The organism is Aromatoleum anaerobium, from assembly GCF_012910705.2.
GTDB classification, from domain to species: Bacteria; Pseudomonadota; Gammaproteobacteria; order Burkholderiales; family Rhodocyclaceae; genus Aromatoleum; species Aromatoleum anaerobium.
On the sequence record NZ_WTVG02000034.1, the window covers coordinates 123,992 to 138,186 of the forward strand.

Sequence of the window (14,195 nt, forward strand, 5' to 3'; positions counted from 1 at the left end):
GCAGCGAATGGCATGTCGCGGCCTTCACCAGTCTAGACCAGCAATCCGGGCGTCGCATGACGTCCTGCCCGGTCTGGCGGCAGCGTTGCGGGCGCCGCGCGCAGGTCGTTCAGCGGTTCTCGCCGCTGTCGTCGTCGAAGAGTTCGGGCGGAATGTCCTGCGGGCAAAGCTCGTTCGCGTTGTCGCCCATCAGCGCGAGGGTCAGCCTCAGCTGGCTGCGCAGCTCGCTGAGGTTGCCTGGCCAGCGGTGGCGTCGCAGCAGCGTCAGCGCGTCGGGACTGACATGGATCGCTCGCTCGGGGCAGGCCTCGCGCACGAACAGCCGCACGAGTTCGTCGAAATCGTCGCGCTCGCGCAGCGGCGGCAGGCTGAGCTGCAGCCCTCCGGCCGCGGCGAAGTGCGCCAGCTCCAGGCGTCCGCTGTCTGCGAGGTGCGCGACCCGCTTGCGGGTTGCGGCAATGATGCGCGTCGCCCCGCGCGACGTTCGCGTGCCGAACAGCGCCCTTTGCATCGCGTTCGGCAATGCGTCGATCTCGACGACGAACAGCGTGCCCTCGGCAGCCTGTCCGAGCCGGTCCGCGAGTTCGGCGCTGGCGCCCGCGCCGTGCAGCGACGATCCGTCGATGATCACCAGTGGTGCGTCGGCGTGGCGACGGTGATCGGCATGGAACGCACGAATGAGATGCGTCTTGCCGGTGCCGGTTTCCCCCTCGATCAGGAGCGGAACGTGTGCCGCTGCGTTGGCGCGCAGGGTCGCGATCGCGGCGGCAACGCGCGGGTCGCTCTGGCTCATCTGCGCAAGTTGCCCTCCCGGTCCGGGCTCCCCCGCGCACTGTGCCGGGGGAGGGCGAGGCGCGCGAGGGGCGATTGAACGGTCGCGCAGCGCGGCGCGGCCGACGAAGCTGCGCCCGTCGACCGCGCGCAGGGGAAATGCACCGCCGTTGCCAGTCGCCAGGCCGAGCAGCGTCGCCCAGCCGGTCGCGAAACAGTGATCGAAGTCGGCTGACGGATGCGCCCGGTCGAGCTTCAGCAGGCTGCGGGCGGCACGGTTGCTGGCGACGAGGCGGCGTTCTTCGTCGAACACGGCCAGGGCTTCGAGCGGACCGTCGACCAGTTCGGCGCGGCTGTGAAACCGGATCGTCACAAAGCCGCCTTCCAGATGCTCGATGAGGCTGTGTTCGATCAGTTCGGCGGTGGTGCGCAGCAGCGCTCCGGCATGCGAGATGTTGGCCCGCACATCGGTCGAGACGTCAAGAATGCCGAGCATGCCGCCGCCGGGCGCGAGAATCGGTGTCGCGATGCAGGTCAGGAAGCGGTTGCGGTCGAGGTAATGCTCGGCACCGCGCACGGCGACAGTATGGCCCGTGTGCAGCGCGGTGCCGATCGCGTTCGTGCCGACGCTCGCTTCGCTCCACTCGGCGCCGGGACTGAGCGCAACGCGGGCTGCGCGGTCGAGGAATTCGGTATTGCCGAGCGCGCTCAGGATCAGCCCGCGCTCGTCTGCGAGCAGCACCATCGAGGACGGGCCGCCGATCTGCCGGTACAGGTTTTCGATCGCCGGGCGGGAGAATGCGAGCAGGCGCGCGTTCGCCTCGATGTGCTCGGCGAAATCCGTGCGCGCGAGAATGCCGTCCGGCAGGTGCTGGTCGGGGGCAAGGCCGTGTTCCCGGCTGCGCAGCCACGAGGCGCGCAGTACGGGCGATGACGGCAGGGCGGGCAAGGCTTCGGACATATATCGGCCCTGTTGCAGGAATCATGCCGCTTGACTCCTGATCGTCGATCGCCGCGGGTGCAACCCCTCATCGGCGGCTTGTCGTCGGCACGAGCCGATGCGCCGGGCGTGTCGCGATGGAGCAGGTGTGCGGGAATGGAACAGCGCCTTACCGGGCCAATGACACCTTCCGATTGCGGAAGGTGGCTCACGAATCGTTTTTAAGTCGATGAAAAGAAATGAAAGTGGCGACGTCGGAGGCAATCGTTCGCAGTGACTGGCATGGTGCCTGCAATTGAGGCCGGTAACGCAAACGCGTGTTCCGCAACCGACAGATCGAGGAGACCCCCATGCTTTACGAATTGCCCGGCCAGCCCGGCGCGAAGGTCCAGTTCAAGAGTCGCTACGACAACTTCATTGGCGGCAAATGGGTCGCGCCGGTACGCGGCCAGTACTTCGACAACGTCACGCCGATCACCGGCAAGCCGTTCTGCCAGGTCGCCCGCTCGACCGAGGAAGACATCACGCTCGCGCTCGACGCCGCCCACGCCGCGGCCGACAAATGGGGCCGCACGTCCGCCGCCGACCGCGCGAACCTCCTGCTCAAGATCGCCGACCGCCTCGAAGCCAATCTCGAGCTGCTGGCCTACGCCGAGACCGTCGATAACGGCAAGGCGATCCGCGAAACGCTGAACGCCGACATCCCGCTGACGATCGACCATTTCCGCTACTTTGCCGGCTGCCTGCGCGCGCAGGAAGGCGGCATCAGCGAGATCGACGAGCACACCGTCGCCTATCACTTCCACGAGCCGCTCGGCGTCGTCGGCCAGATCATCCCGTGGAACTTCCCGATCCTGATGGCCGCGTGGAAGCTCGCGCCCGCGATCGGCGCGGGCAACTGCGTCGTGCTCAAACCCGCCGAATCGACGCCGGTCAGCATCCTGGTGCTGGTCGAGCTGATCGCCGACCTCTTGCCGCCGGGCGTGCTCAACGTCGTCAATGGCTTCGGCCGCGAAGCCGGCATGCCGCTGGCGACCAGCAAGCGCATCGCCAAGATCGCTTTCACCGGTTCGACCGCGACCGGCCGCGTGATCGCCCAGGCGGCCGCGACGAACCTCATCCCGGCGACGCTGGAGCTCGGCGGCAAGTCGCCCAACATCTTCTTCTCGGACATCGCCGCAGCCGACGACGCGTTCTTCGACAAGGCCGTCGAAGGCATGGTGCTGTTCGCGTTCAACCAGGGCGAAGTGTGCACCTGCCCGTCGCGCGCATTGATCCAGGAGTCGATCTACGACCGGTTCATGGAACGCGTGCTGGCGCGCGTGCGGGCGATCAAGCAGGGCAGCCCGCTCGACACCGACTGCATGATGGGCGCGCAGGCGTCGACCGAGCAGATGAACAAGATCCTGTCCTACCTCGACGTCGGCAAGCAGGAAGGCGCGCAGCTCTTGATCGGCGGCGACCGCGCGCATCTGGGCGGCGAACTGGCCGAAGGCTTCTACATCCAGCCGACGCTGTTCAAGGGTCACAACAAGATGCGCATCTTCCAGGAAGAGATCTTCGGGCCGGTGCTGGCCGTGACAACTTTCAAGGACGAAGCCGAAGCGCTGGAAATCGCGAACGACACGCCCTACGGCCTCGGCGCCGGCGTCTGGTCGCGCGACGGCAGCACCGCCTACCGCATGGGCCGCGCGATCAAGGCCGGCCGCGTGTGGACGAACTGCTACCACGCCTACCCGGCGCACGCGACCTTCGGCGGGTACAAGGAATCCGGCATCGGTCGCGAGACCCACAAGATGATGCTCGACCACTACCAGCAGACGAAGAACCTGCTGGTCAGCTACAGCCCGAACGCGCTCGGGTTCTTCTGATCGATCGACAGTCTCCCTCGTAGTCATTTCGGGGCGGCGTTGAGCCGCCCCTTTTTTTCGATCGGAATGTAACGGATCGGAGCAGTTGCTCCGAAACGGAACGCTGCTGTACCGAAAGTCGATACCGACCGCAGCGGCTTGCGAACTGGACTGTATCCTGCTTTATTCGTACATGCGGAAACCTGGTGTTTCGTCGCGGCGCGATTCACGTCGACGACAACGAAAAATGACGGAGACAAGGCGATGAAGCAATTCTTGGCGACGCGGCTGATGTTCGCCGTGCTCGCGCTGCTGGGGATGGCGGCCGCCAGTGCCGCCGAGCCGGCATTGATCCGCATCGGCGTGCTGCAGTACGGCACCGTCAGCTGGGAACTCGAGGTCATCCGGCGCATGGGTCTCGCGGAGCGCGAAGGCGTGCGCATCGAGGTCGTCCCGCTGGCATTGAAGGACGCCGCGAACGTCGCGATCCAGGGGGGCGCGGTCGATGTCATCGTCAACGACTGGATCTGGGTCGCGCGCCAGCGCGCCGAGGGGCGGGACTTCACCTTCGTGCCCTATTCGCGCGCCGTCGGCGGCATCATGGTCCACCCGGATTCGGGCGTGCAGACCCTGTCCGACCTGCGCGGCAGGCGCCTCGGCGTGGCCGGCGGGGCGCTTGACAAGAGCTGGCTGCTGCTGCGCGCGTATTCGCGCAAGACGCTCGGCGAGGATGCTGCGACGCTCGTCAAGGCGGATTTCGCCGCGCCGCCGTTGCTCAACGAACTGATGCTGCGCGGTGAGCTGCCGGCGGTGCTGAACTTCTGGCACTTCGCCGCCCGGCTGCAGGCCGCGGGAATGCGGGAACTCCTCGGCATCGACGAGATTCTGCGCGAGCTCGGCGTCGCCGGCGAACTGCCGCTCGTCGGCTGGGTGTTCCGCGAAGGGTGGGCGCAGCGCAATCGCGCGGCGGTCGAAGGTTTTCTCCGCGCGGCGGGCGAGGCCGAGCGCGTGATGCGCGACTCCGACACCATCTGGCAGGAGCTGCGCCCGCTGACCCGCGCCGAAAACGACGCGACGCTGCTCGCGCTGCGCGACGGTTTCCGCGCCGGCATCGTGACGGCGTCCGGCGCACACGCGCAGGCGACCGCCCGCCAGGTGTTCGGCATCCTCGCGCAAGAGGGCGGCACGGCGCTCGTCGGCAGTGCGCGCGTCTTGCCGGCCGGCACCTTCTGGAATCGGGACGCAGACGGTGAGCACGCGAAGCGGCGCGAATGACGGTGCCGTGCTGCGTCTGGCGCCCCGGCGGGCGCGCGGCCCGGTGAGGCTGCGCCTGCCGCGCAGTGACGCCACCTTGCGCATGCTGTCGCTGCTCGCGTTTCTCGCCGCGTGGCAAATTGCGGCGGCAGTGCTGCAGAGTTCGGCGCTGCCGACACCGGCGACGGTGTTCGGGCGTGTCGTCGAGGAGACCGTTTCGCTCGCGCTGCCGGCGCACCTGGGCATTACGCTGATGCGTGTCGCAGTGAGCTTCGCGCTCGCGATGGCGATCGGCACCGCGATCGGGATCGCGATGGGCCGCTGGCGCAGCGTCGACGTGCTGCTCGACGGCTGGCTGGTCCTCGGCCTCAACATCCCGGCGCTGGTGACGATCATCCTGTGCTACGTGTGGTTCGGTCTGAGCGACACGGCGGCGGTCGTCGCGGTCGCGGTAAACAAGATCCCGACCGTGATCGTTACGGTGCGCGAGGGCGCGCGCGCGATCGACCGTCGCCTGCTGCAGGTCGCGCAAGCGTACCGGCTGCCGCGCTGGCAGACGCTCGTGCGCGTCTATCTGCCGCAGCTCTACCCGTGGCTGACCGCCGCCGCGCGCAGCGGCCTGTCGCTGATCTGGAAGATCGTGCTGGTGGTCGAGCTGCTCGGCCGCAGCGACGGCATCGGCTTTCAGCTCAACATGTTCTTCCAGTTTTTCGATATCGCCGGCATCCTCGCCTACACGCTGGTGTTCGCGGCGCTCGTGCTGCTCGTCGAGGCGGTGGCGCTGCGGCCGCTCGAGCGGCGCCTCAACCACTGGCGGAGCTGATACGAGGCTGACATGCTGGAAATCGACATCGATCGCAAGCGCTATGCGGACCGCGGCGGCTCCCCGCATGTTGCGCTGTCCGGCCTGAACCTGCAGGTCGGCGACGGCGAGTTCGCCTGCGTCGTCGGCCCTTCGGGCTGCGGCAAGAGCACGCTGCTCAACGTCGTCGGCGGGCTCGACGGCGACGTCGAGGGCCGCGTGCGGCTCGACGGCGAAGCGCCGGGGAACGGCGTCGGCTTCATGTTCCAGGAGCCGCGGCTGATGCCGTGGCTGAGCGTGCTCGACAACGTGCTGCTGGTCGCGGGGCGTTCCGCTGCGGCGAAGGCGCGCGCCGTCGACCTGCTCGTCGCGATGGAACTCGGTGATGTGCTGCAGGCTTATCCCGGCCGTCTCTCGGGCGGGATGCAGCGCCGCGTCGCGCTCGCCCGCGCGTTCGTCATCGAGCCCAAACTGCTGCTGATGGACGAGCCTTTCGTGTCGCTCGACGTGCCGACGGCGAACCGTCTGCGCGCGATGCTGGTCGAGTTGTGGCAGCGCTGCCGCTCGACGGTGCTGTTCGTCACGCATGACCTGCGCGAGGCGCTCGCGCTCGGCGACCGTGTCTGTTTCCTGTCCGGCGCGCCCGGGCGCGTCGTGCTCGATCTTGCCGTGACGCTGCCCCGGCCGCGCGCCGCAGACGGCACCGCGGTGCTCGAACTGCAGGCGCGTCTGCTCGCACAGCATCCTGGGCTGCTCGCCGGCCTCGCCAGCGGTAACGGGTGTGCGCCGGGGCGCGACGATGGCTGAAGCGATGAGGGAGGCGGCGACGCAGGCGACGACCGCAGCGATCGAGGCCGGGGTCCCGCTGCTCGAGCTGCACGCGGTGCGCAAATCCTACGGCCCGCGTGAAGCGCTGCGCGGTATCAGCGTCGCGGTCGCGCGCGGCGAGTTCGTCGCACTGCTCGGGCCGAACGGCGCCGGCAAGAGTACGCTGTTCCAGCTATTGACCGGGCTGTTCAATGCCGACGGGGGCCGCATCGCGGTCTGCGGCCACGACATCCGCGACGATCCGGTCGGCGCGCTCGCCGGCATCGGCGTCGTGTTCCAGCAGGCGACGCTCGATCTCGACCTGTCGGTCGAGGCGAACCTGAAATTCCACGCGCGGCTGCACGGCCTGGGCAAGCGCCATGCGCGCGAGCGCATCGACGACGCGCTCGCCCGCGTCGGACTCGCCGGGCGCGCCTCGGACCCGGTGCGCGAGCTGAGCGGCGGCAACCGGCGCAAGGTCGAACTCGCGCGCGCGCTGGTGCACGAACCGGCAGTGTTGTTGATGGACGAGGCGACGGTCGGGCTCGACCCGGCGTCGCGCCGGCAGCTGCTCGACGAGGTGCTGCGGCTGCGGGATCGCGGCGTTGCGGTGCTGTGGGCGACCCACCTCGTCGACGAGGCCGAGGCCGCCGACCGCGTCGTCGTGCTGCATCTGGGCCGCGTGCTCGCGGACGGCCCGCCGGACGCGCTGGTCCGTGCGGCCGGCACGGCGACGCTCGCCGAAGCTTTTCTGCAGATGACCGGTGGCGCGGGGATCGCGTGACGCGCCGTGCCGAACGACGCAACAGGAACAGCAACTGATGAAAAGGAGACGGACTTGATTCGACCCGGACGCGGCGCACCGGCCGCCGCCCTCACGCTCGCGTTTGTGCTCGCGGCAGCGCCGGCACTGGCAAAGGAGACCGGCTACGTGTTCGTCAGCAGCGAGAACGACAACGCGGTGACGGTGCTCGACGGCAGGACCTGGCAGGTCGTGAAGACGATCGCAACCGGGCCGCGGCCGCGCGACATGCGCCTGAGCCCGGACCGCGGCACGCTCTACGTCGTCGCGAGCAAGGCCGGCCGCGTCGATGTCATCGACGTCGCGCGGCTGGAGCTCACGCACAGCATCCCGGTTGGCGAGGACCCCGAGATGTTCGACATCGGACCCGACGGCAAGCGGATGTACGTGTCGAACGAGGAAGACGCGCGCGTCTCGGTGATCGACATCGCAGGCCGCAAGCCGGTCGCAACGATCGACGTCGGCGAGGAGCCCGAAGGAGTGAAGCTGAGCCCGGACGGGCGGCGGCTTTACGTCACCTCCGAAGTCGCGAACATGGTGCACGTGATCGACACGGCGACGCACCGGATCCTCGCGAATGTCGTCGTCGGCAACCGGCCGCGGCGCTTCGCGATGACGCCGGACGGCGGCGAGGTGTGGGTCACGAACGAGCTCGGCGGCGCGGTGACGATCCTCGATGGCGCAAAGAACGCGCTCAAGGGTACGGTCGAGTTCAAGCCGAAAGGCTTTCGCGCCGACGAGATCACCCCGGTCGGCATCGCGATGAGCCGCGACGGCAGAACGGCCTACGTCACGCTCGGCCGCGCGAACCACGTCGCGATCGTCGAGGTCGCGAGCCGCAAGGTGACGGACTACGTGCTCGTCGGCAACCGCGCGTGGGGCGCGACGCTGAACCGCGACGAGAGCCTGCTGTTCGTCGCGAACGGCCTGTCCGACGACGTTTCGGTTGTCGATACGCGCACCCGCAAGGTGCTGCGCTCGGTGCCGGTCGGGCGCGTGCCGCATACGGTCGTCGTCGATGACTGACGGGATGGCCAGGACAGTCGGGGCGAGGGTGAGGGCGAGGGTGAGGGCGTCCCGGCACATGAGCCGCGAGCGAAGCGGTCGGCGCTTCGGGCGATCGATCGTCGGTTTCGCTTTCGCGCTGCTGGCGTCGTGGTCGTTCGCCGCGACCCCGTCGCCGCTGCCGAAGGCCGGGGCGAACGGCAATGCCGCTGCGCTCGCGGCGACGGCTCGTGCCCCCGGCCCGGCCGCGAAAGCGGTCCGCATCGGCTACGTCGAGCTCGAGCCGGACGCGCGCTACGACCCGCTGCGGCTGAAGTTTCGCGGCCTCGCGCAGCCGCTCGGCCGGCCGTTCGCGGGCGCCGAAGTGGCGCTGCGCGAAGCGCGCTTCGTCGGTGACGCGCTTGGCGCCAGCTTCGCACTCGAACGCGTCGCGGGCGCCGACGCGAAGGCGCTGCTGGCGGCGATCGACACGTTGCACAAGGACGGCGTGCGCTTTTTCCTCATCGACGCGCCCGGCGCCATCGTCGCCGAGCTGTCGCAGGCGGTGCGCGGCCGCGAGCTGCTGCTGTTTAACGTCTCGGCGCCCGACGACGCGCTGCGCCAGGAGCAGTGCCAGGCGAATCTGCTGCACACCTTGCCGAACCACGCGATGAGTGCCGACGCGCTGACGCAGTTCCTGGTGTCGAAGAAATGGCGTTCGGTGCTGCTGCTCGAAGGCCCGCGCGCCGACGATCGGCTCATCGCGGCGGCGTTCGAGCGGGCGGCGAAGCGCTTCGGCCTGAAGATCGTCGAGACGAAGAAATTCGTGCTCTCGAACGACCCGCGCCAGCGCGAGCAGGGCAGCGTCGCGCTGCTGACGGCCGGGGCGGATCACGATGTCGTGTTCGTCGCCGACAGCGACGGCGAGTTCGCGCGCAGCGTGCCGTACCGCAGCGTGCGTGCGCGACCGGTCGTCGGCGCCGAAGGTCTCGCCGCCCTGGGCTGGCACTGGTCGTGGGAGCGTCACGGCGCGCCGCAGTTGAACGCGCGGCTCGAGAAGCAGGCCGGGCGGCAGATGAGCGACCCCGACTGGGCCGCGTGGGTCGCGGTGAAAGCGATCGTCGAGGCGGTCGTGCGCACGCAGAATGCGCCGTTCGCGCAGTTGCGCGACTACATCCGCGGCGACGAGATCACGATCGACGGCTTCAAGGGCAACCGGCTCGGCTTCCGGCCGTGGGACAACCAGTTGCGTCAGCCGATGCTGCTCGCGACGCACAACGCGGTCGTCGAGCGCGCGCCGCTCGCGGGCTTCCTGCATCCGGCCAACAACATGGACACGCTCGGCTTCGACCGGCGCGACAGCCGCTGTGCGTTCTGAATCCTCCCGCAGGGAAGGGCAGCGATGAAAACCTCGCACGCGCTGCTCGCGCTGCAGGCGATCGCGGGGCGCGAGATCGCCAAGTTCGTCCGCCAGGGCGGGCGCTTCGCGTCCGCGCTGGTGCGCCCGCTGCTGTGGCTCGTCGTGTTCGCGGCGGGCTTCCAGAACGTCTTCGGCGTGTCGATCATCCCGCCGTACGACACCTACATCCCGTATCAGGTCTATATCGTGCCGGGCCTGCTCGGCATGGTGCTGCTGTTCAACGGCATGCAATCGTCGCTGGCGATGGTGTACGACCGCGAGATGGGGATGATGCGGCTGCTGCTGACCGCGCCGCTGCCGCGCTGGTACCTGCTGTTCGCGAAGCTGCTGGCCGGCACGCTGCTGTCGGTGCTGCAGGCCTATGTGTTCCTCGTCATCGCGGCGCTGTTCGGCGTCGACCTGCCGTGGAGCGGCTGGCTGTACGCGCTGCCGGTGCTGGTGCTGTCGGGAATGATGCTCGGCGCGCTGGGCCTGTTGCTCTCGGTGCAGGTGCGCCAGCTCGAGAACTTCGCCGGCACGATGAACTTCGTGATTTTCCCGATGTTCTTCCTGTCGCCGGCGCTGTATCCGCTGTGGAAGCTCGAGGAATCCGGCGCCGCGGCGATCCATGTGGTCGCGCAGTGGAACCCTTTCACGCACGCGGTCGAGGCGATCCGCTTCGCGCTGTACGGCCAGTTCGCCGGCACGTCCGTCGCGATCGTCGGCGGCTGCCTCGCGCTGTTCTTCATGCTCGCCGCGCGGGGTTACGACCCGCAGCGCGGCATGCTGAAGAAAAGCGGTAAAGCGGCGTGATCCTGCTGATCCTGCGCGATGGAAATTGTTCAGCGACAGCTGTTCAAGCTTGATGCAAGGTGTTCAAAAATGGAGCACCTTGCGTCGCGGCTCAAATAATTCCTCAACTTTCACGGTGATTGGTACGTCACGCCATGCGCGGCAAAAATGCGGCCGAGTTCGCCGGAACTTTGCAGTTCGGCGATCGTGCTCGCCAGCGCGGCGGCCAGTTCGCGGCTATCAGCTTTTACCGCCATGCCGAGCGGCCACGCGCTGACCCGCATTTCGGGTATCGCGAGCGTATCGAGCTCGAATCGTCCGCGCTCCTGCAGCGCAGCTTCGAGCTGGCCGCGCGGCGCCAGCACGGCGCTGACTTCGCCTCGCGTCATCGCCGCCGCCGCGTCGGCGACGCTGCGGAAATGCACGACGTTGTCGCGCAGCCGGCCGTTCAGCACGTTCAGCAGGAAGTCGCTCGCGTGCGTATCGAGCTCGGCACCGATCTTCTCGCGCGTAAACACTTCGAACGCGTTCGCCGCGGAACCGGCGGGCAGCGGCACGCGCGCCGCATCGCGTGCCAGCGCCATCGTCTCGCGGTGGTACGGCGCGATGATCCGCACCTTGTCGTTGCGGGCGGCGAACTGCGCGTCGACGGGGACGTGCATCATCACGTCGGCGGGGCGGGTGCCGAGGTAGTGGCCGCGCCACACCATGTTGCGCAGGTCGTCGTTCATGTCCTCGTCGGCGGCGAACTGCACGATCTCGGCGCGCAGGCCGAGGCGCTCGGCGAGCGCCTGGCCGACGGCGATGTCGATGCCCTTGCCGCGCGCCGAATATGGCGCGAAGTCCGCATACACCGCGATCCGCAGGGTATCCGCCTGCTGCAACTCCAGCTCGGCGAGCGCGTGGGCCGGCAGCATCGTGCCGGCGAGCAGTGCGCCTGCGGCGAGCAGGAAGCGACGGCGCTCACTTCTCACGGACCGTCTCCAGCCACGCGCGGATCGCCCACATCGCCTCCTGCGACAGGGTGCCCTCGAACGGCGGCATGTATACGGCGCCGTTGCGCGTGACGCCGTTGCGCACCCGGCCGATGAAATATTCGTCGGTCTCCGGTTCGAGGTCGAGCAGGCGCAGGTCGGGCGCGATACCGCCCGAGACCGCACCCAGGCCGTGGCAGCGCGCGCAGTTCTGGTTGAACGCCGAATCGCCGATGCGGATCGCTTCCTTGTTGCCGCGGTACGGATTGACCGTCTGCCAGTCCGCGCCGAGCTGCTTCAGCGACGACGTATCGACCGCCTGCGGCGTCACGTCGCCGTGCGCGTGCGCAACCCCCGCTGCAGCCGCGCACGCAAGCGTTGCCATGAATGCTCCGACTCGCAGTCCGCGCGCCAGTGTCTCCTTGTAGTTGTGCATTTCCACCGTCCTGTTTCCTTATGGCTGAAGTGATTCGGATCATACTGCCGCTGTTGCGGCATGACCTGTTACTGCAAGGCCTGTGCCACTATCACAACTGTCTTGCCGTTCGCCCCGCCGCCGGCTGTAACCCGCATGGTGGCTGGAAGAATGCAATGGCATGAAGGTTGCTAACCATGTTTCACGCTGCTGTGAAGCTGCTTGCTTCAAGCTGGGGCAGGTGCTACTTTTTGGCGCACAGGGGCCTCAAGAAAACGCCGGGCCGCTCCAAGGTTTCTTGTCCCCCTCGGGGGGCGCAAAACGGCAAAGCCGTTTCCTGGGGGCGCTCATAAAAAACATGCCTCGTACGGCGGGCGGGACAGGAGGAGGAGACGATGGTATTACCGCAATTGCGGGACCGCCGTGACAACACGCTGGTCGACGCGCGCCGGTTTTTCTTCGAGCATGGCGAACTGCCGCAGGCGGGTCTCACGCCGCCGGTACTGCGCTCCTGGCAGCGCTGCCGCTCGAGCGGGCTGGATCACCTCGACAAGCATTCCCCCGATCCCGAAGGTCGCGCCGGGCTGTCGGAGGCGCGCGAGCGCAGCGCCCGGCTGCTCGAGCACGCGGGCGGGATCATGGAGCACGTCTTCGAGCAGATCCGTGCCTCCGGCAGCATGGTGATCCTGGCCGACATCCACGGCATGATCCTTCACAGTCTTGGCGATGCCGATTTCCTCGGGCGCGCGCAACGCGTCGCGCTGCAGCCGGGCGCTTCGTGGGACGAAGCGGAGCGCGGCACCAACGCGATCGGCACCGCGATCGTCGAGCTGGCGCCCGTCGAGGTCATGGGCGCCGAGCACTATCTCGAACGCAACGGCTTCCTGACCTGCAGCGCGTCGCCGGTGTTCGATGCGCGCGGGCGGCTGGCCGGCGTGCTCGACATTTCGGGCGACTACCGCAGCCAGCAGCGGCACACGCTGGGCCTTGTCCGCCTGTCGGTGGAACTGCTCGAAAAGCGGCTGTTCGAGGCGGAATTCGCCAAGGAGATCCAGATCGCTTTCCATGCGCGGCCGGAATACGTCGGCAGCCTGCAGGAAGGCGCGCTGGCGGTCGGCGAGGATGGCCGGCTCCTCGGTGCCAACCCGGTCGCGCGTGAAGCGCTGGGGCTGTGCGCCGGGTTTGTCCAGGCACCGGTTTTCAACACGTTGTTCAGGCTCGGTCTGGAGCAGGTGCTCGACCGGGCGGCAAGCGCCGGCGATGCCTTGCTGATGCTCGAGATGCGGCGCGGCGACACGGTGTACGCCCGGGTGCGCGCGCCGCGCGGGCCGCGCACCGCCGTTCCCGCCACCGGGCTCGCGGACCGCGCCGCCGAGCCGCGGCGTACTGCGCCGAAAGCGGGCGAGGGGCGCGGCAACGACATCACGCTCGACTGCCTGGCGACCGGCGACGAGCGGCTGCAGCTTGCGCTCGACCGGGCGCGGCGAGTGCAGGGCAAGGACATTCCGCTGCTGATCCAGGGCGAATCGGGTGTCGGCAAGGAACTCTTCGCGCGGGCCTTCCACAACAGCGGGACGCGGCGTGACGGCCCTTTCGTCGCCCTGAACTGTGCGGCGATTCCCGAGAACCTGATCGAATCCGAACTGTTCGGCTATGTCGGAGGTGCCTTCACCGGCGCGCGCCGGGAGGGGGCGGTCGGCAAGATCCAGCAGGCGCACGGCGGCACGCTGTTCCTCGACGAAATCGGCGACATGCCGCTCGGCATGCAGGCGCGGCTGCTGCGCGTGCTGCAGGAACGCTGCGTATCGCCGATCGGCTCGCTCAAGACGACCCCGGTCGACCTGTCGCTCGTCTGCGCGACGCACCGCATGCTGCGCGACGCGGTGAAACAGGGCCTGTTCCGCGAGGACCTCTATTACCGCGTCAACAGCCTCACGGTGACGCTGCCGCCGCTGCGCGAGCGCACCGACATCCGCTCGATCGTGACGAAGATTCTCGCCGCCGAGGCCGAGGCGATCGGCGCGCGCGGAGCGGCGATCACCATCAGCGGCGAGGTCATGAACTTCTTCGAGCGTTACGCCTGGCCGGGCAACGTGCGTCAGCTGCAGAACGTGATCCGGGTCGCGGTCGCGCTGCTCGATGACGAGTGCGAGATACGGGCGGTGCATTTGCCCGAGGAATTGTTCGGCATCGATGCTGACGGCGAGCACGAAGAGCGCTCCCGGCAGGCCGCGGAACCGCCGCCCCGGGCGGCTGCCGGCGGCAACGTCGCGCGCAGTCTCGACGAAATCGAACTCGAGGCGGTCGCGACCGTCATGCGCGAGGTGGGCGGCAACGTCTCGGCCGCGGCACGCCGCCTCGGCGTCAGCCGCAACACGCTGTATCGCAAGCTCGGGCGGATGACC

Annotated in this window: 12 protein-coding genes; 9 read left to right on the forward strand and 3 right to left on the reverse strand. The window is 68.4% G+C overall.

The features are described from left to right. Window positions 1–109: 109 nt before the first annotated feature. The gene (locus tag GO606_RS03095; RefSeq protein WP_169119248.1) at window positions 110–1,732 is read right to left on the reverse strand and encodes a sigma-54-dependent Fis family transcriptional regulator; all 1,623 of its coding nucleotides are present in this window, start codon (window positions 1,730–1,732) and stop codon (window positions 110–112) included. Between the two features lie 329 nt (window positions 1,733–2,061). Here GO606_RS03095 and adh point away from each other — a divergent pair, with 329 nt between their 5' ends. From adh to GO606_RS03135, 8 genes are all read left to right on the forward strand, one after another. Beyond that, a complete protein-coding gene (gene adh / locus GO606_RS03100) occupies window positions 2,062–3,582 on the forward strand; it encodes an aldehyde dehydrogenase (RefSeq protein WP_169119247.1) in 1,521 nt (506 codons plus the stop codon). Between the two features lie 243 nt (window positions 3,583–3,825). Continuing rightward, window positions 3,826–4,836, forward strand: coding sequence for an ABC transporter substrate-binding protein (locus GO606_RS03105; RefSeq protein WP_169119246.1), 1,011 nt, complete (start codon window positions 3,826–3,828; stop codon window positions 4,834–4,836). Then, a complete protein-coding gene (locus GO606_RS03110) occupies window positions 4,811–5,638 on the forward strand; it encodes an ABC transporter permease (protein ID WP_486187736.1) in 828 nt (275 codons plus the stop codon). The genes GO606_RS03105 and GO606_RS03110 overlap by 26 nt, the downstream gene beginning before the upstream one ends. 12 nt (window positions 5,639–5,650) lie before the next feature. Next, entirely contained in the window at window positions 5,651–6,424 is a 774-nt protein-coding gene (locus GO606_RS03115) for an ABC transporter ATP-binding protein (protein ID WP_169119245.1), read from the forward strand. A 4-nt stretch (window positions 6,425–6,428) separates the two neighbouring features. Then, window positions 6,429–7,208 (forward strand): ABC transporter ATP-binding protein, encoded by a 780-nt coding sequence (locus GO606_RS03120; protein WP_169119263.1) that lies wholly within the window; start codon window positions 6,429–6,431, stop codon window positions 7,206–7,208. A 54-nt stretch (window positions 7,209–7,262) separates the two neighbouring features. Further along, a complete protein-coding gene (locus GO606_RS03125; protein WP_169119244.1) occupies window positions 7,263–8,252 on the forward strand; it encodes a PQQ-dependent catabolism-associated beta-propeller protein in 990 nt (329 codons plus the stop codon). A 58-nt stretch (window positions 8,253–8,310) separates the two neighbouring features. After that, entirely contained in the window at window positions 8,311–9,588 is a 1,278-nt protein-coding gene (locus GO606_RS03130) for an ABC transporter substrate-binding protein (RefSeq protein WP_169119243.1), read from the forward strand. Window positions 9,589–9,612: 24 nt separating this feature from the next. After that, complete coding sequence (locus GO606_RS03135; RefSeq protein ID WP_169119242.1) at window positions 9,613–10,422, forward strand: ABC transporter permease; 810 nt, start codon at window positions 9,613–9,615, stop codon at window positions 10,420–10,422. A 110-nt stretch (window positions 10,423–10,532) separates the two neighbouring features. On the opposite strand, the gene GO606_RS03140 is transcribed toward GO606_RS03135, so the two are convergent. Together GO606_RS03140 and pedF are read right to left on the reverse strand one after the other, a co-directional pair. Continuing rightward, window positions 10,533–11,375 carry a substrate-binding periplasmic protein gene (locus GO606_RS03140; protein WP_169119241.1) on the reverse strand — a complete coding sequence of 281 codons (843 nt, stop codon included), beginning with the start codon at window positions 11,373–11,375 and terminating at the stop codon, window positions 10,533–10,535. Further along, entirely contained in the window at window positions 11,365–11,817 is a 453-nt protein-coding gene (gene pedF, locus GO606_RS03145; RefSeq protein ID WP_425532183.1) for a cytochrome c-550 PedF, read from the reverse strand. Before pedF ends, GO606_RS03140 begins: the two co-directional genes overlap by 11 nt. Before the next feature lie 368 nt (window positions 11,818–12,185). Between pedF and GO606_RS03150 the strand changes: the two genes are divergently transcribed. Continuing rightward, window positions 12,186–14,195 (forward strand): sigma-54-dependent Fis family transcriptional regulator (locus GO606_RS03150; RefSeq protein WP_169119240.1); only part of this gene is annotated, 2,010 nt, incomplete at its 3' end.

Excerpts from the sequence above, each read along its gene's own strand:
- GO606_RS03095 (WP_169119248.1), bottom strand. The coding sequence starts at position 1,732 with ATGTCCGAAGCCTTGCCCGCCCTGCCGTCATCGCCCGTACTGCGCGCC.
- adh (WP_169119247.1), top strand. The coding sequence starts at position 2,062 with ATGCTTTACGAATTGCCCGGCCAGCCCGGCGCGAAGGTCCAGTTCAAG.
- GO606_RS03105 (WP_169119246.1), top strand. The coding sequence starts at position 3,826 with ATGAAGCAATTCTTGGCGACGCGGCTGATGTTCGCCGTGCTCGCGCTG.
- GO606_RS03115 (WP_169119245.1), top strand. The coding sequence starts at position 5,651 with ATGCTGGAAATCGACATCGATCGCAAGCGCTATGCGGACCGCGGCGGC.
- GO606_RS03120 (WP_169119263.1), top strand. The coding sequence starts at position 6,429 with ATGAGGGAGGCGGCGACGCAGGCGACGACCGCAGCGATCGAGGCCGGG.
- GO606_RS03130 (WP_169119243.1), top strand. The coding sequence starts at position 8,311 with ATGAGCCGCGAGCGAAGCGGTCGGCGCTTCGGGCGATCGATCGTCGGT.
- GO606_RS03135 (WP_169119242.1), top strand. The coding sequence starts at position 9,613 with ATGAAAACCTCGCACGCGCTGCTCGCGCTGCAGGCGATCGCGGGGCGC.